This is a genomic window from Pseudomonas sp. (genome assembly GCF_035554175.1).
In the GTDB taxonomy this organism is placed as follows: Bacteria; Pseudomonadota; Gammaproteobacteria; order Pseudomonadales; family Pseudomonadaceae; genus Aquipseudomonas.
Genome location: NZ_DATMIV010000013.1, coordinates 34247 through 54624, shown reverse-complemented (window position 1 = coordinate 54624; position 20378 = coordinate 34247). Strand labels below are relative to the sequence as shown.

15 protein-coding genes are annotated in these 20378 nt (G+C 60.8%); 12 read left to right on the top strand and 3 right to left on the bottom strand.

Annotated features, from left to right (window positions below; all coding sequences use genetic code 11):
* Positions 1-286 precede the first annotated feature (286 nt).
* The 6 genes from VNV36_RS05945 to VNV36_RS05920 all read left to right on the top strand — a co-directional run bounded on the left by VNV36_RS05945 (position 287) and on the right by VNV36_RS05920 (position 8633).
* Positions 287-1873 carry a glycosyltransferase gene (locus tag VNV36_RS05945; RefSeq protein WP_325716950.1) on the top strand — a complete coding sequence of 529 codons (1587 nt, stop codon included), beginning with the start codon at positions 287-289 and terminating at the stop codon, positions 1871-1873.
* Positions 1867-3171: a glycosyltransferase gene (locus tag VNV36_RS05940; protein WP_325716949.1), complete on the top strand. Its 1305-nt coding sequence runs from the start codon at positions 1867-1869 to the stop codon at positions 3169-3171. The genes VNV36_RS05945 and VNV36_RS05940 overlap by 7 nt, the downstream gene beginning before the upstream one ends.
* The gene (locus VNV36_RS05935; protein WP_325716948.1) at positions 3168-4097 is read left to right on the top strand and encodes a class I SAM-dependent methyltransferase; all 930 of its coding nucleotides are present in this window, start codon (positions 3168-3170) and stop codon (positions 4095-4097) included. Before VNV36_RS05940 ends, VNV36_RS05935 begins: the two co-directional genes overlap by 4 nt.
* Complete coding sequence (locus tag VNV36_RS05930) at positions 4087-5238, top strand: acyltransferase family protein (protein ID WP_325716947.1); 1152 nt, start codon at positions 4087-4089, stop codon at positions 5236-5238. The genes VNV36_RS05935 and VNV36_RS05930 overlap by 11 nt, the downstream gene beginning before the upstream one ends.
* A gap of 88 nt (positions 5239-5326) precedes the next feature.
* Positions 5327-6511 (top strand): DUF3142 domain-containing protein, encoded by a 1185-nt coding sequence (locus VNV36_RS05925; RefSeq protein ID WP_325716946.1) that lies wholly within the window; start codon positions 5327-5329, stop codon positions 6509-6511.
* A complete protein-coding gene (locus tag VNV36_RS05920; RefSeq protein WP_325716945.1) occupies positions 6498-8633 on the top strand; it encodes a hypothetical protein in 2136 nt (711 codons plus the stop codon). The genes VNV36_RS05925 and VNV36_RS05920 overlap by 14 nt, the downstream gene beginning before the upstream one ends.
* Here the strand turns inward: VNV36_RS05920 and VNV36_RS05915 are convergent.
* Positions 8630-9259 (bottom strand): LysE family translocator, encoded by a 630-nt coding sequence (locus VNV36_RS05915; protein WP_325716944.1) that lies wholly within the window; start codon positions 9257-9259, stop codon positions 8630-8632. The genes VNV36_RS05920 and VNV36_RS05915 overlap by 4 nt on opposite strands.
* Before the next feature lie 143 nt (positions 9260-9402).
* On the opposite strand from VNV36_RS05915, the gene VNV36_RS05910 reads away from it, so the two are divergent.
* The gene (locus tag VNV36_RS05910) at positions 9403-9876 is read left to right on the top strand and encodes an Lrp/AsnC family transcriptional regulator (protein WP_325716943.1); all 474 of its coding nucleotides are present in this window, start codon (positions 9403-9405) and stop codon (positions 9874-9876) included.
* A gap of 112 nt (positions 9877-9988) precedes the next feature.
* Here the strand turns inward: VNV36_RS05910 and lpdA are convergent, their stop codons facing one another.
* Positions 9989-11389 carry a dihydrolipoyl dehydrogenase gene (gene lpdA, locus VNV36_RS05905; RefSeq protein ID WP_325716942.1) on the bottom strand — a complete coding sequence of 467 codons (1401 nt, stop codon included), beginning with the start codon at positions 11387-11389 and terminating at the stop codon, positions 9989-9991.
* A 210-nt stretch (positions 11390-11599) separates the two neighbouring features.
* Here lpdA and hflK (VNV36_RS05900) point away from each other — a divergent pair, with 210 nt between their 5' ends.
* From hflK (VNV36_RS05900) to cfaB, 5 genes are all read left to right on the top strand, one after another.
* Positions 11600-13561: a protease modulator HflK gene (hflK, locus tag VNV36_RS05900; RefSeq protein ID WP_325716941.1), complete on the top strand. Its 1962-nt coding sequence runs from the start codon at positions 11600-11602 to the stop codon at positions 13559-13561.
* Complete coding sequence (gene hflC / locus VNV36_RS05895; RefSeq protein ID WP_325716940.1) at positions 13558-14601, top strand: protease modulator HflC; 1044 nt, start codon at positions 13558-13560, stop codon at positions 14599-14601. Before hflK (VNV36_RS05900) ends, hflC begins: the two co-directional genes overlap by 4 nt.
* Entirely contained in the window at positions 14598-15647 is a 1050-nt protein-coding gene (hflK, locus tag VNV36_RS05890; RefSeq protein WP_325716939.1) for a protease modulator HflK, read from the top strand. The genes hflC and hflK (VNV36_RS05890) overlap by 4 nt, the downstream gene beginning before the upstream one ends.
* The gene (locus VNV36_RS05885) at positions 15644-17551 is read left to right on the top strand and encodes a heavy metal translocating P-type ATPase (RefSeq protein WP_325716938.1); all 1908 of its coding nucleotides are present in this window, start codon (positions 15644-15646) and stop codon (positions 17549-17551) included. Before hflK (VNV36_RS05890) ends, VNV36_RS05885 begins: the two co-directional genes overlap by 4 nt.
* Before the next feature lie 177 nt (positions 17552-17728).
* Positions 17729-18916, top strand: a complete 1188-nt coding sequence (cfaB, locus tag VNV36_RS05880) for a C17 cyclopropane fatty acid synthase CfaB (RefSeq protein WP_325716937.1) — start codon at positions 17729-17731, stop codon at positions 18914-18916.
* A 12-nt stretch (positions 18917-18928) separates the two neighbouring features.
* Here cfaB and cls read toward each other — a convergent pair whose 3' ends face one another.
* Complete coding sequence (cls, locus tag VNV36_RS05875) at positions 18929-20368, bottom strand: cardiolipin synthase (RefSeq protein WP_325716936.1); 1440 nt, start codon at positions 20366-20368, stop codon at positions 18929-18931.
* Between the last annotated feature and the right edge of the window lie 10 nt (positions 20369-20378).

The window sequence follows — 20378 nt, the reverse complement described above, 5'->3', positions numbered from 1 at the left end:
TGGGCCAATTGCGCGGCAATTTCAACAGGGCAGATCGTGACCGGTGAGTTCTCGTCAGCGTAGCCGATTTATTCTCGCCGGGCGGTTCCCGGAGTCGCGATGGATGTGTTTAGAATGGCCCTCGTCACGGTCGCCCGGGATCTCAGGCTCATCGTGCAAAAGGTGAAACCGACCACTAAAACAAGAACAAGACGGGACTTGAGGCGAAGAACCGACACCGATCCGGTTCGACGCCTGGCCGTCATAACATGAGGCTGCCGGGAAGGCGGTTTCATTGTGGAATGCCATGAATTTCATTCTTTATTCGGACATCAACGAACATTCCATCAGGCAGAACCTCGGGCATCCCGATGCCAGCTATTTTTTCGTGCTGAAGGCTTATCGTCCGTTGCTCGAAACGCTCGGGCGAGTTCACGTCGTCACTGCTGTCGCGGAGGTCGATCCGCTCTATCGGGAGTTGCTCGCCGCCGGCCAGCGGAGTGTTTTCCTCTCGTTTACCCGGCCACAGAAAACCGCGATCGACCTCGAATGCCCGACCGTCTGCGTGGTGGCCTGGGAGTACGACTCGATTCCCGATGAACAATGGGGCGATGATCCTGGCCAGGACTGGACGCGCATGTTGGCAAGCCATGGTCGTGTGATCACACTGTCCAGCCATACCGCCCGAGCGATTCGTCGCTCGATGGGAGAGGATTTCCCTGTGCTGGTATTGCCCGCCCCGCTCGGAGAGGGTCTTGCGTCCATCCGCAAGCAGCACCTCAGCACACCGGTCAACACAGGTACGACGTTGACGCTCAAAGGGTGCATTTTCGATTCCCGCCAGATGAACCTGCATCCGGATAATCTGCTGCCCAAGCCCCTCACCGCCGAAGAACTCGCGCAAATCGAAGCTCAGCTGGAGGCCTCGCGACCACCACCGCTGACATTCAAGCGACGCTTGGTCATCGCCAAGCATTACCTGCGCCTCTGGCTGCTCAATGCCGGCCATGATCAGACCCCCGTGGTGCCACGGGTGAGGTTTTTGCAGAGTTGGTACTGGGAGGGGATCCACGACTTGCTTGGGCATTCCTGGCAGGACTGGCTCGCCAGACATCTGCCCGGTATTGCCGGCCCTCTACCTTTGCCAGTGTCAGTGCAACCGCCACCGCCACCGCGAGATATGCCGGACACCTCACTGCAGGTTCAAGCCAAGGTCGACGGTGTGGTCTACGCGTCGGTGTTCCGCCCTGCGGACGGGCGCAAGAACTGGCTACAGATCCTCACCGCTTTCTGCGCGGCCTTTCGCGACACTCCCGACGCCACACTGGTGATGAAATTTACCCAGAGCGACCTGGCGGCCGTCTATGCACACTTGATGACCCCGCTGGCGCAACTGGCGCCTTTTTCCTGCCGGGTCATGATGATTCACGGTTATATGGACGATGCGCAATACGCGCGGCTTTACCAGTCGGCGAGTTTTTACGTCAACGCTTCGCATTGTGAAGGTCTGTGTCTGCCGCTGATGGAGTTCATGGCCTGCGGCAAACCGGTGATCGCTCCCGACCACACGGCGATGCAGGACTATATCGACGAGTCTGTGGCGTTCGTGGTCGACTCCAGCGTTGAGGCGTGCACTTGGCCTCACGACCCGCGCATGCTGTTTCGCGCGCATCGTCACCGGCCAGACTGGGGCTCCTTGAAAAAAGCCTACGAAGACAGTTACCGAATGGCCACGACACAGCCTCAGGATTATCAGCGAATGTCGATGGCTGCCGCGCAGCGCATGCAGGATTACAGCGCGTTTTCGGTGCTGCAAAAGCGTGTCGAGGATTTTTTCCGGCTCGAACCACAGTCCGGTCACGTTGCCCAGGTTACGGATGGTGCTCCATGCTGATCATCATCCATTCGGAAACCAATCAGCACACCATCAGCCGCAACCTGGGCCGCTCGGAGTACAGCTATTACTTCGTGCTCAAGGAATATCGGCCGGTGCTCGAACGTCTCGGTCGGGTGATCGAGGTCATGGACCCGAACAGCGAAGTCGATGCGTTGTATGCAGAGTGCCAGGCACGTGGCGAGCCTTGCGTATTTCTGTCGTTCTCACCACCGCACCGCACTCCGGTGCATCTGGCCTGTCCGACCTTGCCGGTATTTGCCTGGGAGTTCAGCACCATTCCCGACGAGCCATTCGCTGGCGATCCGCTGAACGACTGGCGCACGGTACTTGCCGCCTGCGGTGCCGCGATTACCCACTCCAGTTACACGGTTGATGCCGTGCGCAAGGCAATGTCGGCTGATTACCCGATAGTCGCCGTTCCGGCACCTGTCTGGGATCGATTTGCGGAGCGAGGCGTCCAGTTACAGGGGCAGCCGGCCGTCGATTCAGTCCGTTTGAAAATCAAAGGCCTGGTGGTTGATAGTCGTGAGATCGACTTGAATGCTTTCGCTCCTGTGCAATTGCGCCGTGGGCCCGGAATCGATTTCCTTGCGCCGGTCACCGAGCAGGAGTTGTTGCTTGAAGGTGTGGTGTACACGTCGGTGTTCAACCCGCGCGACGGGCGCAAGAACTGGGAAGACATGATCAGTGCCTTCTGTGCCGCTATGCGTGAAAACGCTGACGCAACCCTGGTGCTGAAACTCACCCACCACGATGCCGAAGAAGCACTCACCGACATCCTCCATCACCTGTACAAGAACCAGCCTTATCGCTGCCGCATTGTGCTGATCTATGGCTACCTGGCCGATGCCGACTATGAACGCCTGGTACAGGCGACGCGCTTTGTCGTCAACACCTCTTACGGCGAGGGCCAGTGCCTGCCATTGATGGAATTCATGTCCTGCGGCAAACCGGCGGTGGCGCCGCGCACCACAGCGATGATCGATTATCTGAATGCCGATAACGCCTTCCTGATCGAGTCGACCGAGGAGTTTACGGCCTGGCCCCACGATCCGCGTTCGGCCTATCGGACCCTGCGCCATGCAACGAGTTGGGCGTCGATCTGTACCGCCTACCAAGCCAGCTACGATGTTGCCAGGAGCGATCCCCGGCGTTACGCATCGATGTCGGCGCAGGCAGTCGAGAGTTTGCAGGCATTTTGCAGTCAAGCGGTGGCCGAGCAGCGATTGCAGGCCTTTCTGGCGCAGTTGCTGGAGCAGCGCTGTCAGCTGGCCCGGGAGGCAACCCGCGCATGATAAGTCGATTGCTTCGTCGATTTTTTGCCGAGCCGCAACCGCCGCAAGTGGTTGAACCCGTCGATGAACAGATGGTTGAACAGACGCCGGATGCAGAACCTGAACCGCTGTTTGTCTGGTCGCCCCGTGATGTCGGTTTGCGTGATGCGGTTCTGGACGGCTGGTTTCTCAATGACAGCGGCGAATTGCTCAAGGGCTTTGCCATTACGCCTGACGACACCTTGCTCGACGTCGGTTGTGGCGAGGGCGCCGCGACATTGTTTGCCGTACGACAGGGCGCATCGGTGATTTTCACTGACAGCGAATACGACAAGGTTCGCGAACTGGCGCGTCAGGTCGAAGACCGCAGCACCCGGCGAAGTCTGGGACTGGTCAGCAACACCTTGCCATTGCCGTTGGCCGATGGCTGCGCCAGCCGGGTCGTATGCATGGAAGTGCTGGAGCATGTCGACGAACCCGAAGCGTTCATGGCCGAACTGGCGCGTATGGGGCGTCCCGGTGCGTTGTATCTGCTGAGCGTGCCTGACCCGGTTGGCGAGCACCTGCAGAAAGGTATCGCTCCGCAGAGTTATTACCAGCCGCCCAACCACGTGCAGATTTTTGACCCGCAGCGCTTTGCTGCATTGGTCGAAGACGCGGGGCTGATCATCGAACATCGGCAGTCCACCGGCTTTTTCTGGGTGATGGGGATGATTTTCTTCTGGGCCAGCGAAAAAGCGGCCGGCAAGGATCCAGGTGGCGCGGTGCGCGATCGCATTCAGGCACCTTTTCCGCATCTGATGGGTGGATGGGCGAGAACCTGGGAAGAAATGCTCGACCGGCCAGACGGGCTTGCGATCAAACAGGTGCTTGACCAGTTCATGCCCAAAAGCCAGGTAATCATTGCCCGTAAACCGCTGGATGCGGAGATGCCGGATGAGCAGTAAACGCATCATGGACATCGAGGTGCTGCGTGCCATTGCCGTGCTGGGTGTGCTGTTCCATCACCTGGCTGGCAATCTGTTCCGCGATCCGGTGCCGCTGCTTGAAGCCATTCATGCCTGGGCGCAGCCCTGGTGGGGCGTGGATCTGTTCTTCGCCATTTCCGGATTCGTGATCGCTCGCAGTCTGGTTCCCACGCTTCGCAGTTGCAGCACGCGTGAGCAGTACTGGGAGCAGACCCGCAATTTCTGGTTGCGCCGCGCTTTCCGCCTGCTGCCCTCGGCCTGGCTTTGGCTGGCACTGGTGTTGCTGATGTGCATGTTTTTCAACCGTTCCGGAGCATTCGGCACGGTTCACGCCAATCTTCAGGCCACGTTGGCCGGGGTATTGCAGTACGCCAATTTCCGCTTTGCCGATGCGTTCTTTCGATACGAGTACGGCAGCAGTTTCGTCTACTGGAGTCTGGCCCTGGAGGAACAGTTCTACCTGTTGTTTCCGCTGCTGATTGTGCTGTGCCGCAGATATTTGGTCTGGGTGCTGCTGGCGCTGGTTGCAGTGCAACTGCTAATGGTACGCACGCCGCTGCTGATGGTGGTGCGAACCGATGCGCTGGCCCTTGGCGTGCTATTGGCCATGTGGAGCTCGCAATCGAGTTATCGGCGCTGGCAGCCGACGTTTCTGATTCGCCCCTGGACGGGGATCTCGACGCTGATTGGCGTCGGATTGCTGATGAGTTACCTGGCCACCGATGCTTTTTCCGCGAGCCACTACCGCATCGGCGCCATCGCCATATTGAGTGCGGTGTTGGTGTGGATCGCCTCTTACAACCAGAATTACCTGTTGCCCGCCGGAGGCTTGCAGCAGGTGATGGCGTGGGTGGGAAGTCGTTCCTATGGCATCTATCTGATCCACATTCCGGTGTATTTCCTGGTCCGTGAAGTGATTTTCCGTTTGCAGGCGGCGGGTTTGCCGAGTCCGGCCGGGCATCCCATCCTCACTCTGCTGTTTGCGTTCGGCTTGATTGCCCTGCTTAGTGAACTGAATTATCGCGTGGTCGAAATGCCCATGCGCAACCGTGGCGCCGCACTGGTGCAACGTTTGAGTACGTCCCGAACGCCTGTTGCGTCCTCTGAAGCTGTGCTCTGATCGACCTTTGATCCCTTTCGCGGGCAGGCTCGCTTCCACTGGGTTTTGTGTAACCTTGCTGCCTCGTGGTTTCAAGGATGTTCAAGGTATGCGGTTTATTGTGGGTCTGCTCATCGGCGTCTTGCTGGCCGGTTGCGAGCAAGACGAGGCGCCAGCTCTCGATCAACAACTCTACGTCTGGCAGCGCCAATGGACGTCGGCCCATGAACCGGCATTGCGTGACAGTCGCGATGATTTCTCGACGCTGCGCGTGCTGGCATTGCAGGCCTTTCCTGGCGAGCGTTGGAGCCGGGCGCAAGTCAATCCGGCATTGTTGAAGGCTGATGGCCGCCCTCTGATCGCCGTGATTCGCCTCGATGGCCAGTTGCAGTCGCTGGAGCAGAAGCAGGTCACCGCGCAGATTCTGCAAGTCATCGCCGATTGGCAGGCGCAAGGCCTGACGCTGAGCGGCGTCGAGATCGATCACGACGCCGGTACTGCACGGCTGCCTGGATATGCCCAATTGCTCAGAGATCTGCGCGCGACCTTGCCGCCATCGTTGCCTTTGAGCATCACCGCGCTGCCAGCCTGGCTCGACAGCGTGCATTTGCCGGCACTGTTGCAAAGCGTCGACAGCAGCGTATTGCAAGTCCACGCCGTGAGCGATCCGCGATTGGGTCTTTTCGATCCCAAGCAGGCGTTGAAGTGGGCCAAGGCCTGGGCCCGCGTCAGCGACAAGCCGTTCTATCTGGCGCTGCCGGCCTACGGCGTTGCGCTGTTGGACACTGACGGCGGCGCGCCCGTAGTGGAAAGCGAGGTGCAACTTGAGCGCGGCGGTCAGCGCCGCGAGCTGCTCGCCGATCCGCTGCAGCTCAGCCAACTTGGCAAGACCTTGCGCGAAGATCCGCCCGAGCATCTTGCCGGGTTGATCTGGTTTCGTCTGCCCCTGGCCAACGATCGTCGCGCCTGGAGCCTGACCACTTTGCGCGCCGTCGCTCGAGGCGACTTGCTCAGCAGTCACTTGGGCCTGTCGTTCGAAGGGCAGGCGGGACTCTATGACATCCAGCTCGAAAACCGCGGCAATCTCGACAGCCCGTGGCCCGCGCAAATCACGCTGAAGGCGCAGGACTGTACTGGCGCCGATGCGCTCGCCGGTTACTCGTTGCAACAAAGTGCCAATCTGCTTACCTTCACCCGCCTGCGTGACGGCCGCTTGCCGGCGGGCGGGCAGCGCGCTATCGGTTGGGCGCGTTGTGCAAATATTGATCAAGGAGGTTCGCATGTTGACCCGTAACTGGCCCCGCCACCTGCTGTGCCTGAGCCTCAGCCTGCCGCTGGGATCGGCGCTGGCTTGCGGCCCGGACTTCCCGATGCGCCTGCTCGACAATCGCGCGCAGACGCTGGCCGATCTGCCCGAGGGCAGCTTCAGCTTCGAACTCAGTCGCCTCGGTAAAACCATTGTCGGGCTGAAAAACGTCACCGCTGCGACCCACAACCCCAACGACTACGCCGAAGACAATGCAGCTCAACTTGCCCGCGAACAGGCTGAGCAGCTTGGCCTGAGCGCCGCGCAGCAGGCTTTGGTCAAACGCTTGCGCGGGCTCAGCGATGCGCGTCAGGCCGAAGAGCAGGGCGCCAGTCTGCCGGCGGAAATCCGCTTGTACGTGGCGGGTGCGGTGGCGTTTGCCACGGGCGATCAGCCCCTGGCCACGGAGTATTTCCACAAGGTGCTGGCGCTGCCGGCAGAACAGCGTCCGTTGCGCAGTACCTGGGCGGCGTATTCCCTCGGGCGCATCGCCTTCGCCCGCAGCAGCGAGGCGCATGACCGCATCGATGTACTGGAGCAGGCCCGTGCGGCGTTCCGTCAGACGCGGCAGTGGAGCATCGACGGCTTCAGCGATCCGCTGGAACTGGGCGTCGCCAGTCTCGGCGAGGAAGCTCGAGTGTTGCTCAGTACCGGCGACTGGAGCGGCGCCATCGAATTGTACGAAGCACAGAACCTGCACGGCTCAGCGGTCGGTTACACCTCGCTCAAGCAATTGATGAACGAACTGGCCGAGTTGCCTGAGGCCGAGCTGGCGAAACTGCTGCAGCAGCCGGCGGTGCAGCAATTGGTTACCGCGTCTCTGGTGAGTCGCCAGGGCTGGTCGTTCGGTGAGCAGCCGCCGAACGAGAAGAAACTGGTGACGCTGTTGCAGAACAGCACCCGTGGCACCCTCGATAATGCTGATCGACTGGCGGCGATGAGTTATCAACAAGGCGATTACGCGTCTGCCAAGGCCTTTCTCGAAAACGCTGGCGACGGTGGGCTCGCTTGGTGGCTGCGGGCAAAACTGGCGGTGCGTGATGGCGACACGACTGCCGCCGCAGCAGCCTACGCCAAAGCCGCGCAGGCCTTTCCGCAGAACGAAGACTGGGGCTATCGCCGCACCCCGGACTGGGCGTACGAAACGGTGCAGCCGAAATGTCGGGTCGATGGCGAAAGCGCGATCCTGGCGCTGCAGCGCGGCGAATACCTGCAAGCCTTTGTGCAGTTGTATCGCAGCAAGGATATCTACTGGTTCGATGCCGCCACCGTTGCCGAACGGGTGCTGACGGTCGCTGAGCTCAAGCAGTACGTCGATGAGCATGTGCCGGCGCCGCCGCCATTGACTCAGCAGGAGCGCGATAACTATGTGCCCCTGTCGGTTGCCGCCAATCTGCGCAATCTGCTCGGTCGGCGTTTGCTGCGTGAGGGTCATTACGAGGAAGCGGTGAGTTATTTCGCCAATGACGATCTCAAGCACAAAGCGCGACTTTATGGCGAGCAACGGCTCAAGGCGGAGTCTGCGTGGTGGCCGAGCAAACGTGCCAGTGCGCTGTACAACGCGGCGTGGACGGCCCGCGAGTGGGGCATGGACATCCTTGGCTACGAGATGGCGCCCGACTACGCCACGTTCGGCGGCAATTACGCACTGGAAAGCACCGAGCTGAACGTCGGCCCGCTGCTTTCCGCCGCTGAAGCGCAGCGCCAGCAGGCCAGCGCCGCACAACCGGATCAGCGTTACCACTACCGTTTCGTCGCCACGGCACTGGCCAGTCGCGCCGCCGATAACCTGCCGCACACCAGTCAGGCGTTTGCCGCAGTGTTGTGCAACGCCGCCGGCTGGGACAGCAGCCTTGCCGATCAGAGCGCGTTGTATCAGCGCTACGTCAAGGAAGGACCTTACGTACCTTGGGCGCAAGACTTCGGTAATCAGTGCCCTTATCCGGACTTCGAAAATGCCGACAAGCGCTACGTCACGCAGGTCACCGATGCCGTGCGCGCGACCCTGCGACCGTACAAGTGGCCGGTGCAGATCGGCGCGTTCGTGCTGCTCGCCGCTGCCGCGTTGCTGCTGATCACCCGTCGCCAGCGCAAGATCCGTAAAGGTTAAGCCTGCTGCACGAAGCTCAGACGTACGGCAAAACCAATCAGCAGGCCGCCGAACAGCCATTGCTGAATGCGCTGGGCCGTTGGACTGTGTTGCAGCCAACGGCCCAGGGCCGCGCCGGTCAAGGCAAACGCGCTGTCGAACAGCAGACCGACACCGACCAGCACCAGCCCAAGTACGGCGAACTGAGTCAGTACCGGCGCGCCATGACTGACGATGAATTGTGGCAGCAGCACCGAACAGAACAGCAAGGCTTTGGGATTGAGCAGGTTGGTCAGGAGGCCGCGACGGATTGCCTCTCGCCACTGACCCTCGTGGTGAGCCAGCTCTTGTCCGCTCAGGTTCGGCACCAGCGAACTGCGCAGGCATTGAATGCCGATCCACGACAGATACGCCGCCCCGGCCATGCGCACCACGTCAAAGGTCCATGGCGCCGCCTTGAACAGCGCAGCCATGCCCAATGCCGCGAGTGCAACGTGGCAGGCGCGCGCGACCGCCAGGCCCAATGCGGTGACAAATGCCACGCCACGACCCTGGCGGGCACCGGTTTGCAAGAGCAGGATCATGTCCGGTCCCGGGAGCAACAGAACCACCGCCAGTGTGAGAAAAAACAGCCAGAGATTTGCCATGCCATACCCTTTTCGTGGTCGATTCGCCTGCGCAGTCTAGAGCGAGAGGGCGGGGCAGGTGCTTGCGTAGTTAGCTTCAAAACCACGTGTGTTTGGCATAACCTGCTGGTTTTCTACGCAAGAACCATTGGGATCTGCCAACGATGAAACTCGACGCCTATGACCGCAAGATTCTCGCCGCGCTGCAACGCAACGGGCGCCTGAGCAATGTCGAGCTGGCAGAGGAAATCGGCCTGTCGGCCTCGCCGTGTTTACGTCGGGTGCGCATGCTGGAAGAGGCGGGGGTGATTCGCGGCTACCAGGCCAATCTCGATCGCGATGAAGTCGGGCTGGGGCTGACCGTGTTTGTCGGGGTCAAGGTAGAGCGGCATAACGAAGAACGCGCCGAGGCTTTTTATGCGGCCGTCACTGCACTGCCGGAGGTGATCTCAGCGTTTCTGGTTTCCGGGGAATCGGATTTCCTGTTGCAGGTGGTGGTGCCTGACTTGCGTGCATATGACCGCTTTGTCAGTGGGCATCTGCTCAAGTTGCCGGGGGTGAGCGATATTCGCAGCAACTTTGCCATTCATACGGTGAAAGCCCCGGGCGTGTTGCCGTTAGGGCATCTTCCGTTTTGAAACCGAGTCGCGCCTATCGCGAGCAGGCTCACTCCTGCAAGTTAATGCGATGCTCCTTGTAGGAGTGAGCCTGCTCGCGATGGCGGTTAACCAAACGTCCGTATTTCGCTGACTACATCTGCGTCGCCATCCCCTCCACATTCATCGCTGCCTGACGCAACGCTTCCGACCGGGTCGGGTGCGGATGGCAGGTCAGGGCAATGTCCTCGGCCGACGCACTGAACTCCATCGCCACACAAAACTCGCCGATCATCTCGCTCACGCTCGGCCCGACCAGGTGCACGCCAAGCACTTCGTCCGTGCGCTCGTCGGCGAGGACTTTGGCAAAGCCTTCGGTCTCATGATTGATCTTCGCTCGACTGTTGGCGGTGAAGGGAAACTTGCCGACCTTATAGGCCCGGCCCTCGGCCTTGAGCTGTTCTTCGGTCAGGCCGACGCTGGCCAGTTCCGGCTGGGTGTAGATGACGTTGGGGATCAGCGCGTAATTGACCTCGCCAGCCTTGCCGTGGATCTGCTCGACGCAGGCCATGGCCTCATCCTCAGCCTTGTGCGCGAGCATTGGCCCGGACGTTACGTCGCCGATCACCCAGACCCCGGCGGCTTCGGTGCGATGCCCTTTGTTGGCGAGCATGCCGCGTTTGTCGGTGCTCAGGCCGACGTTTTCCAGGCCCAGGCCTCGGGTGTACGGCCGGCGCCCGATGGCCACCAGCACATAATCGGCTTCAAGCCGTTCGGCTGTGCCGCCGGCGGCGGGCTCGACACTCAATTGCACGCCAGTGGCGGAGCTTGTGGCGCTGGTGACCTTCGAGCTCAATTTGAAGGCGATGCCTTGTTTGCTCAGCGAGCGCTGCAAGGTTTTGCCGGCCTCACCATCGACGCCGGGGCAGATGCGATCCAGGTATTCGACCACGGTGACCTGAGCGCCGAGTCGCCGCCATACCGAACCCAGTTCCAGGCCAATCACGCCCGCGCCAATCACCACCAGATGCTTGGGCACTTCGCTCAGCGACAGCGCACCGGTGGAATCGAGGATGCGGTCATTGTCGATCTCGACGCCGGGCAGGGGCGTGGGCTCGGAGCCGGTGGCGATGATGATGTCCTTGGCGCTGAGCTCGGTCTTGTTGCCCTGATCGTCGGTTACCGTGACTTTGCCCGGGCCGTCGATATGACCCCAGCCCTTGATCCAGTCGACCTTGTTCTTGCGAAACAGAAACTCGATGCCCTTGGTCAGGCCGGCGACGCTTTCGTCTTTCTGTTTCATCATCTGTGCGAGGTTCAGCGTCGGTTGGACCTCGATGCCGAGGTTGGCGAACTCCGTACCCACTGCAGCGGCGTACAGCTCAGAAGCGTGCAACAAGGCTTTGGACGGCATGCAGCCGACGTTCAGGCAAGTGCCGCCGAGAGTCGAGCGCCCCTCGACGCAAGCCGCCTTCAAGCCCAGCTGGCCGGCACGGATGGCTGCGTTATACCCGCCGGGGCCACCGCCCAGAATCACTACGTCATAGTTGCTCATGTGCTTGCTCCAGATTGCTCGAGGGGGATAGCCAAGGTTAGCTGTGATAAAAATTATGTTCGTAATATGAGCTTTGCCGGACATTTCGGTCAAGGCTTCAGCCAAGCGACAGGTGGGTCATCTTTGAATAAGCGCAATTGTGTACAAATATTTCACGCTTCCCGTTATATCGTAACGATATGAGTGCTGTGCCAACGTTATCGGAGTGATATGCAAGTCGATCTTGAAATGGACGCCACATCAGTGACCGGGCTGCCGCGCTTTCAACAGGCGGCCGCACAGGAGCGCAAGTTGCGCCGCTTGGCTTATGGCCTCGGCGGATTGGCCGGGCTGGGCTGGGTGCTGGCCTTTTTCGTTGGGCTGTTTGCGCCACAATCGTTGTGGGTGCCGTTGTTGCTTAACGTCAGCGCAGCGTTGCTGGTGCTGCTCGCCGGGTTGCAAGCAGCGTGGTCGGTGACCCGGTGGCGTGCACGGGCGATGAATCCGACAGCGTCGCAACCGACAGCCGCGGAGGAGGGCACCGCAGCCGATGGCTGGTACGAGCGCCTTCTGGAAGGTTTGAGCCAGCGCAGCCGCCATCTTCTCGGGCAAATCGGCACCCCCGCTTTATGGCTGGGTGGCTGGGCGTTGTTGGTGCTGTTCAGTATCGAGCGGGCGTGGAATCTTGCGTTGCCTGCGACGGCGATGGGTCAGTCCGCGAGCATCGGCGCCGCACTGGCCTTGTCGCTGGCGTTCGCTTTGTTGGTGATGGAGCGGCACCTGGCGCGCGAGCCAGCGACGCAATGGCCGGAAGCGCCTGCACTCGCACAACTGACGCGGGTCGCAATCATGACGTTGGTGATCGGTGCGCTGTGTCTATTGTTCGCCAGCGAAAACCGATTATGGCCGGTTCGCGTTGCAGTGCTGAGCGCAATCCTGCCGCTGTTGGTGGCCATCGAACTGCTGTTGCGCGCGATCCTGTCAGCCTTCAGCCCCCGTCGCGAACAACTCGAACCGACTTTGCTGGCGCGCAGTTTTGTTGCCGACATGCTGCGCTGGCCGCCGCAGCCGTGGTTTGTTTTACAGCATGAATTGCACAACCGCTTTGGCATCGATCTGCGCCAGATCTGGGCCTTCAGTTATATGCGCCGGGCACTGTTGCCGGTGCTGGCGCTGGTGATGGTCAGCGGTTGGCTGCTGACGGGGGTGCATGAAGTTGCGCTGCAAGGACGTGGCATCTACGAGCGCTTCGGCAAACCGGTGCAGGTCTTCGGTCCGGGTTTGCACACCGGTTTGCCTTGGCCGCTCGGGCGTGTGCTGAGCGTTGAAAACGGTGTTGTGCACGAACTGGCCACCAGCGTCGGTGATAAATCCGTGGCGGTGCCGAGCGACTCTGCTGAAGGTCCAGCCCCGCTGACGGCCAACCGCTTGTGGGACGCCAGTCACGTCAATGACAAGTCCCAGGTCATCGCCAGTAGCCGTGGCGCGCAACAAAGTCTGCAAATCGTCAACATGGACGTGCGTTTTGTTTACCGCATTGGCCTGAGCGACCAAGCGGCGCTCGCCGCGACTTACAACAACGCCGATGTACCCACGCTGATTCGCAGCACCGCCAGTCGCATTCTGGTTCACGATTTCGCCTCGCGAACCCTCGACGGTTTACTCGGCGATGACAGGGCAGGATTGGCCGATGAAATTGGGCACGCCGTGCAAAGCGATTTGAACAAGCTCGACAGCGGCGTGGAAATTCTCGCTACGGTCGTTGAGGCGATTCATCCGCCGGCTGGCGCCGCCAATGCCTATCACAATGTGCAAGCAGCGCAGATCGGCGCGCAGGCATTGATCGCCCGCGAACGAGGCGCAGCGGCGCAAGCCAGCAATCAGGCGCAGTTGCAGGCGAGCACGGCGCGCGATCAGGCGACCGCCAACGCGCGGGAGATCAAGGCTGCCGCGCAAACTGCAGATCTGAAATTCACCGCCGAGCAAAAAGCCTTCGCCAGCGCCGGCCAAGCCTTTGTACTGGAGCAATACCTCAGCCAGCTCAGCCAAGGCTTGAGCAAAGCCAGGCTGCTGCTCCTCGATCACCGACTGGGTGGTAGCCATCAAGCGCCAACCATCGACCTGCGCACTTTCACGCTGCCGGCTGACCCGACGCCTTCCCGTACCACCGCTCAACCAGGAGCCACCCATTGAGCCAGTCGCCTGTTCACGACGCCCACGACCACAGCGGCCACGATCACGGCCATGGCGGGCATCACCATCATCATGGTCATCATCACCATCACGGTGATCCACAAGAAGCCGGGCCGTTTCCGTGGCGGCGCATGGGCTGGGCTGCGTTGCTGGTGGCATTTGCCATTGCCGCCGCGAGTCTGGTGCAGGTGCGCTCCGGTGAGGCCACGGTCATCACCCGTTTCGGCAATCCGTCACGAGTGCTGCTTGATCCCGGTTTGAGCTGGCGCTGGCCCGCGCCGTTCGAAGCGTCGATTCCGGTGGATCTGCGTCTGCGTACAACCTCCAGCGGTTTGCAGGACGTTGGCACCCGCGATGGTTTGCGCATCATTGTTCAGGCGTATGTGGCATGGCAGGTGCAGGGCGATTCTGAAAATGTGCAGCGTTTCATGCGCGCCGTGCAGAACCAGCCAGACGAAGCCGCTCGACAGATTCGCACCTTTGTTGGCTCGGCACTGGAAACCACGGCCAGCAGTTTCGATCTGGCCAATCTGGTCAACACTGATGCCAGCCAGGTGCGCATCGCTGACTTCGAAGCGCAGTTGCGCCAGCAGATCGATCAACAACTGCTCGCCACGTACGGTGTGCGAGTGGTGCAGGTTGGTATCGAGCGGCTGACGCTGCCGTCCGTAACGCTCAGTGCCACCGTTGATCGCATGCGCGCTGAGCGTGAAACCATCGCCACCGAGCGAACGGCTATCGGTAAACGCGAAGCGGCGCAAATCCGTTCCGCCGCCGAGCGTGATGCGCGAATCGTGCAGGCCGATGCAACGGTGAAAGCCGCCGATATCGAAGCGCAATCCCGTGTCGAAGCCGCACAGGTTTATGGTCGTGCCTACGCCAGCTCGCCGCAGCTCTACAACCTGCTGCGCTCGCTGGACACCCTCGGCACTATCGTCACGCCGGAAACCAGACTGATTTTGCGCACCGATGCAGCGCCGTTTCGCGTACTGGTTGACGGCCCGCCGATGCTCGACGCCAAATCCGGATCGCAGCCATGACTGACGAAGTTCCACGTGGAACACATACGTTGAACAGTCCGTGGATTGAGGCCGGACGTCTGGCGTTTATTGCTCTGTATGCGGTCACGGTGTTGGCCGCGTTGGCATGGGCGTTCTCCAATGTGCGGCAGATCGACCCGCAAAATCGCGCTGTCGTACTGCATTTCGGCGCACTGGATCGCATCCAGAACGCAGGGCTGTTGTGGGCATGGCCGCAACCCTTTGAGCAGGTGGAGGTGTTGCCCGCGGCAGATCGAGTGATCGAACGTCGGGTGGAAAATCTGCTTCGCAGCGACGAGGCGCTGAAGGCTGATCGTGTTGCGTCCTTTGCCACGCCGCTGAGCGATGCCCTTGCCGGATCTGGTTATTTACTGACCGGCGATGCCGGCGTGGTGCAACTGGACGTGCGAGTGTTTTACAAAGTCTCTGATCCCTACGAGTTCGTGTTGCAGGGCGAACATGTATTGCCTGCACTGGATCGGGTGGTGACGCGCAGCGCCGTGACACTGACAGCGGCGCGGGATCTGGACACCATTCTGGTTGCCCGCCCGGAATTGATTGGCGCTGACAATCAAGCCGCCGAGCGTCGTGAACGGTTGCGCGGCGATCTGGTGCGAGGCATCAACGAGCGTCTCGCCGCGTTGAAGGCCAGCGGGCAGGGCATCGGTATTGAAGTCTCGCGGGTCGATGTGCAATCGAGTCTGCCGGAGTCTGCCGTCAGCGCATTCAATGCGGTTCTGACCGCCAGTCAGCAGGCCGACAAAGCCGTGGCCAATGCTCGTACCGAGGCCGAAAAACTCACCCAGGCTGCCAACGAACAGGCTGACCGCACGCTGCAAGTGGCGCATGCACAGGCCGGAGAGCGATTGGCCAGAGCCTCGGCCGATACCGCAACCGTTGTGAGTCTGGCCAAGTCCGCCGATCCGCAAATGCTCCTGCGTTTGTACCGCGAACGCATGCCAAAAATTCTCGGTCAGGCCAGTGACGTGACCACCGTCAATCCGCAAGACGATGCCCGTCTGATCATCCAGGGAGCCAGCCAATGACTGCGACCACTGCACCGAGTCTGCTGTCGTCTGTCGAACAAAGGCGCGCCGCGCGTCAATTGACCTTGGCAATGCTCGCGCTTGGGCTGTTGGGTCTGGGTTTGCTGTGGCGCTGGCTGCTCCCGGAGCAAATGGGCGTCAGTCAGTTACTGCTCGGTTTTGCCTCGTTACTGGTGGCGGTTCCGGTGATGCGCTCGGCGTGGTACAGCCTGCGCTACCCGAGCCTGCACGGCATTACCGATCAATTGATTGCCCTGGCGATGCTCGGTGCTTGGGCGACCGGCGATCTGCTCACCGCCGCTTTGTTGCCGATCATCATGATTTTCGGCCACGTGCTGGAAGAGCGTAGCGTCATCGGTTCCCAGGAAGCGATCCATGCGCTCGGCCAGTTGACCCGCAGCCACGCGCGCAAGCTGCAAGCCGACGATTCGATCATTGAGGTGGATAACGCCACGCTCAGCGCCGGCGATATTGTTGAGGTGCGGGCCGGCGATCGCGTGCCAGCGGACGGTCGGGTGTTGTCAGGCCAGGCGAGCCTCGACACCGCGTCAATTACCGGTGAGTCCGTGCCGGTAGAAGCCGGCGTCGGCATGCCTGTGTTTGGTGGCGCGATCAACCTGGATGGCCTGCTGCGCGTCGAAGTTACCCGCACTGGCGATGAATCGACCTTGGGCAAAGTCATCGCCCTGATGCAAAACGCCGAGCGCTCGAAGCCGCCGATCACACGATTGCTCGAACGCTATGCCGGCAGTTACATGGTGCTGGTATTGCTCCTGGCGGCGGTGACCTGGTTCGTCACCAACGATGCGCAGGCGATGCTCGCCGTGTTGGTTGCGGCATGTCCGTGCGCTTTGGTGCTCTCGGCACCGGCGACGGCAATTGCCGGTGTGGCGGTGGCGGCGCGCCACGGCATTCTGATTCGCAGTTCGGCCTTCCTCGAAGAGCTCGCCGATCTGACGTCGCTGGTGGTCGACAAGACCGGCACCCTGACTTACGGCACCTTGCGTTTGCAGTCGATCGACAGCCTGAACGCGGATGCCGTCCAGGTGCAGGCACTGGCCGCCAGTCTTGGTGCGGCGAGTAGTCATCCGGTAAGTCGCGCATTGGCGGGGCTGATTGATCAGCCAGCCTATTGGCCGCTGGAAAATATCCACGAACGACAAGGCCTGGGCGTTGTTGCGCTGACGGAGGAGGGCGAAGCGGCACTTGGTCGCCCTGAGCTGTTCGCGCAATTGGGCATCACCACGACGGCTGTGCCTGATCACGACGGCCCGATCGCCGGTCTGGCTTTGAACGGTAAATTCCTCGCCTGGCTGTTGCTGGCCGACACCGTCAAAGCGGAAGCTCGATTTGCCCTGGGTGAATTACGCGAATTGGGCCTGGGACGACAATTACTGCTCACGGGCGATCGTCACAGTGTTGCCCGAAACCTCGCGAATGAAGTCGGGCTGCAAGAAGTCCAGGCGCAAGCGCTGCCTGAGGACAAGCTGAATCGAGTGCTCAGGGAAATTGATAAGGGCTTTCGGCCGATGGTGGTGGGCGATGGCATCAACGACTCCCTCGCACTCAAGGCCGGTGTGGTCGGTGTGGCGATGGGCGCCGGAGGAGCGGACATCGCTCTGGCCTCGGCGGATATCGTCCTGATCGGCAGCGATTTGCGCAGGCTAGGTACGTGCGTGCGTTTGAGTCGACAATGCCGGCGTACTTTGCAGGTCAATGTGATCATCGGTCTGGGCTGGACGCTGGCGATCGTAATGTTCGCTGCCTTCGGTTGGCTCGGTGCCGCCGGTGCGATGATCGCGGCATTGCTGCATAACCTGAGTACCTTGTTGGTATTGGGTAACGCTGGACGGTTGCTGCGTTTTCAAGAGCCTTTGCTCAAGCTTGATGCCGGCGATAAATGAAAGAAAATTCATCGAACCGTGGCGCACGCCAGCAGTCATTTATCGTAAGGCGCGTGTTCTCTGGCGTGCAGCCGCAGCGCCGGCGACGATAGACAAGGCTAATCAAATCGATAGCCTGCTATTTTTCCAGGTTGGTCTACCCTCAGATCAGACGTCTGAAACAAGGGGGGATTTTCCATGCTTGCGCAACTTCCACCGGCCCTACAGAACCTGCAGCTGCCACTTCGCCTGCGCCTCTGGGACGGCCACGAGTTCAATCTGGGCCCGACGCCCAGCGTCACCATCGTGGTCAAGGATCCGCAGATGGTCACTCAATTTACCCACCCAAGCCTGGATGCGCTGGGGGCGGCGTTTGTCGAGGGCAAGCTGGAACTGGAAGGCTCGATCAGCGAGGTCATCCGCGTCTGCGATGAGTTGAGCAGCGCGCTGCTCGACGAAGACGAAGGCAGTCACCCGGTGCGTGCGCATCACGACAAGGACACCGACGCCAAAGCCATTTCCTACCACTACGACCTGTCGAATGCGTTCTACCAGCTGTGGCTGGACAGTGACATGGCGTATTCCTGCGCCTACTTCGAAACCGGCAGCGAAACCCTCGAACAGGCGCAGCAAGCCAAGTTCCGTCATCTGTGCCGCAAACTGCGCTTGCAGCCGGGCGAGTACCTGCTGGACGTTGGCTGCGGTTGGGGCGGTCTGGCGCGGTATGCGGCGCGTGAGTTCGGCGTGAAAGTGTTCGGTATCACTCTGAGCAAAGAGCAATTGGCGCTGGCCCGTGAGCGGGTCGAAGCCGAGGGGCTGGAAGACCAGGTCGAACTGCAACTGCTCGACTATCGTGATCTACCGCAGGACGGCCGTTTCGATAAGGTCGTCAGCGTCGGCATGTTCGAACATGTCGGGCATGCCAATCTCGCCGAATACTGCAAAACCCTGTTTGGTGCGGTAAAGGACGGCGGGTTGGTGATGAATCATGGCATCACCGCCAAGCACACCGATGGCCGTCCGGTGGGGCGCGGTGCCGGTGATTTCATTGAAAAGTACGTATTCCCCAACGGTGAACTGCCGCACTTGGCGATGATCTCTGCCAAGATCAGTGAGGCAGGCCTGGAGATCGTAGATGTCGAGAGTCTGCGCCTGCATTACGCGCGCACCCTCGATCACTGGAGCGAAAGGCTGGAAGATAACCTTGAGGCCGCAGCGAAGCTGATACCCGAGCAGGCCTTGCGTATCTGGCGTCTGTATCTGGCCGGGTGCGCGTATGCGTTCGCCCGTGGCTGGATCAATCTGCACCAGATCCTCGCCGTCAAAGCGCATCCGGATGGCAGCCACGAATTGCCATGGACCCGGGACGACATCTACCACCCTTAGTCTGAGCAGTTGTCAGAGTATCGGAGAAATCAGCCGGGCGATCCGCATACCGATCTGTTGCAGGCGGTGGATCTCCCGGCTTTCTTCTTTGGCCACTTCATCGGCCTGCGCGAAATCCTCGTTGAGCATGCGCTCCACCGCCGCGGCGAATTCGCTATCGACGGTCAGCAGCATCACTTCGAAATTCAGGCGGAACGAACGGTTATCCAGATTGGCGCTGCCGATGGCGCTGATCTCACTGTCGATCAACACGACTTTCTGATGTAGAAAACCCGGGCGATAGCGGAACACCCGAACCCCGGCCCGCACCGCTTCGAACGCATACAGGCTGGAGGCGGCATAGACGATGCGGTGATCCGGCCGCGAGGGCAGCAGCAGCCGCACGTCGACGCCGCGCAACACCGCCAGCCTCAGCGCCGCAAAAACGGCTTCGTCCGGGACGAAGTAAGGGCTGGTAATCCACACGCGCTGTGTCGCCGCATGAATGGCCTCGACGAAAAACAGCGAGCAGGTTTCGTAGGCATCGGCCGGGCCGCTGGCGAGCAGCTGGCAGAGCACGCCATCTGCCGGGTATTCATCCGGGAGTATCAATGGCGGCAGCGTGCGTGCCGCCCAGAACCAGTCTTCGGCAAACGACTCCTGCATGCACGCCACCACCGGGCCGCGCACCTTTACATGGGTATCTCGCCACGGTGCCAGCGGTGGTTTCTCACCCATGTATTCGTCGCCGACGTTATGCCCGCCGACGAAGCCGACCACGCCATCGACCACCACGATTTTACGGTGATTACGGAAGTTGACCTGAAAGCGGTTGAGCCAGCCACTGCGCGTGGCGAAGGCTTTGACCTCGACACCGGCATCGCGCAGTCCCTGTACGTAGTGATGGGGCAGGGCGTGGCTGCCAATGCGGTCGTAGAGCAAGTGTACGGACACGCCTTGAGCCGCTTTCTTCAGCAACAAATCACGCAAGCGCCGGCCGAGCCGGTCGTCGTGAATGATGAAGAACTGGATCAGTACGGCTTCCCTGGCTTGCTCGATGGCCTGGAAGATCGCATCGAACGTTGCTGTGCCGTTGACCAGCAGTTGCACCTCGTTATTTGCCAGGCACGGCATGCGCCCCAGTTTGGGCATGGCGCGCAAGGAGGCGTAGGCATTCGAGGCGCGAGCAGCCAGGGCTTCTTCCACCCATGGGCGCCAGTTCAGCTCGGAGATCGCCAGGCGCATTTGCTCGTTGGCCTGGCGGCGCGCCTTGATATAGCCATCGAAGGTGCTGCGACCAAATACCAGATACGGGATCAGCGTGAGGTAGGGAATGAAGATCAGCGACAATGCCCACGCAATCGAGCCTTGCGCGGTGCGCACGGTGAGTACCGCATGGATCGCAGCAATCGAACCGAGGGTGTGCAGAAGGGCGATCAGGTAACCGAAAATGTGCGGTCCAAAATAATCCATGGGGCAGCCT

Bases quoted from the DNA above. Each gene is read 5' to 3' on its own strand.
- VNV36_RS05945 (WP_325716950.1), top strand. From the start codon at position 287: ATGAATTTCATTCTTTATTCGGACATCAACGAACATTCCATCAGGCAG.
- VNV36_RS05940 (WP_325716949.1), top strand. From the start codon at position 1,867: ATGCTGATCATCATCCATTCGGAAACCAATCAGCACACCATCAGCCGC.
- VNV36_RS05935 (WP_325716948.1), top strand. From the start codon at position 3,168: ATGATAAGTCGATTGCTTCGTCGATTTTTTGCCGAGCCGCAACCGCCG.
- VNV36_RS05930 (WP_325716947.1), top strand. From the start codon at position 4,087: ATGAGCAGTAAACGCATCATGGACATCGAGGTGCTGCGTGCCATTGCC.
- VNV36_RS05925 (WP_325716946.1), top strand. From the start codon at position 5,327: ATGCGGTTTATTGTGGGTCTGCTCATCGGCGTCTTGCTGGCCGGTTGC.
- VNV36_RS05920 (WP_325716945.1), top strand. From the start codon at position 6,498: ATGTTGACCCGTAACTGGCCCCGCCACCTGCTGTGCCTGAGCCTCAGC.
- VNV36_RS05915 (WP_325716944.1), bottom strand. From the start codon at position 9,259: ATGGCAAATCTCTGGCTGTTTTTTCTCACACTGGCGGTGGTTCTGTTG.
- VNV36_RS05910 (WP_325716943.1), top strand. From the start codon at position 9,403: ATGAAACTCGACGCCTATGACCGCAAGATTCTCGCCGCGCTGCAACGC.
- lpdA (WP_325716942.1), bottom strand. From the start codon at position 11,389: ATGAGCAACTATGACGTAGTGATTCTGGGCGGTGGCCCCGGCGGGTAT.
- hflK (WP_325716941.1), top strand. From the start codon at position 11,600: ATGCAAGTCGATCTTGAAATGGACGCCACATCAGTGACCGGGCTGCCG.
- hflK (WP_325716939.1), top strand. From the start codon at position 14,598: ATGACTGACGAAGTTCCACGTGGAACACATACGTTGAACAGTCCGTGG.
- VNV36_RS05885 (WP_325716938.1), top strand. From the start codon at position 15,644: ATGACTGCGACCACTGCACCGAGTCTGCTGTCGTCTGTCGAACAAAGG.
- cfaB (WP_325716937.1), top strand. From the start codon at position 17,729: ATGCTTGCGCAACTTCCACCGGCCCTACAGAACCTGCAGCTGCCACTT.
- cls (WP_325716936.1), bottom strand. From the start codon at position 20,368: ATGGATTATTTTGGACCGCACATTTTCGGTTACCTGATCGCCCTTCTG.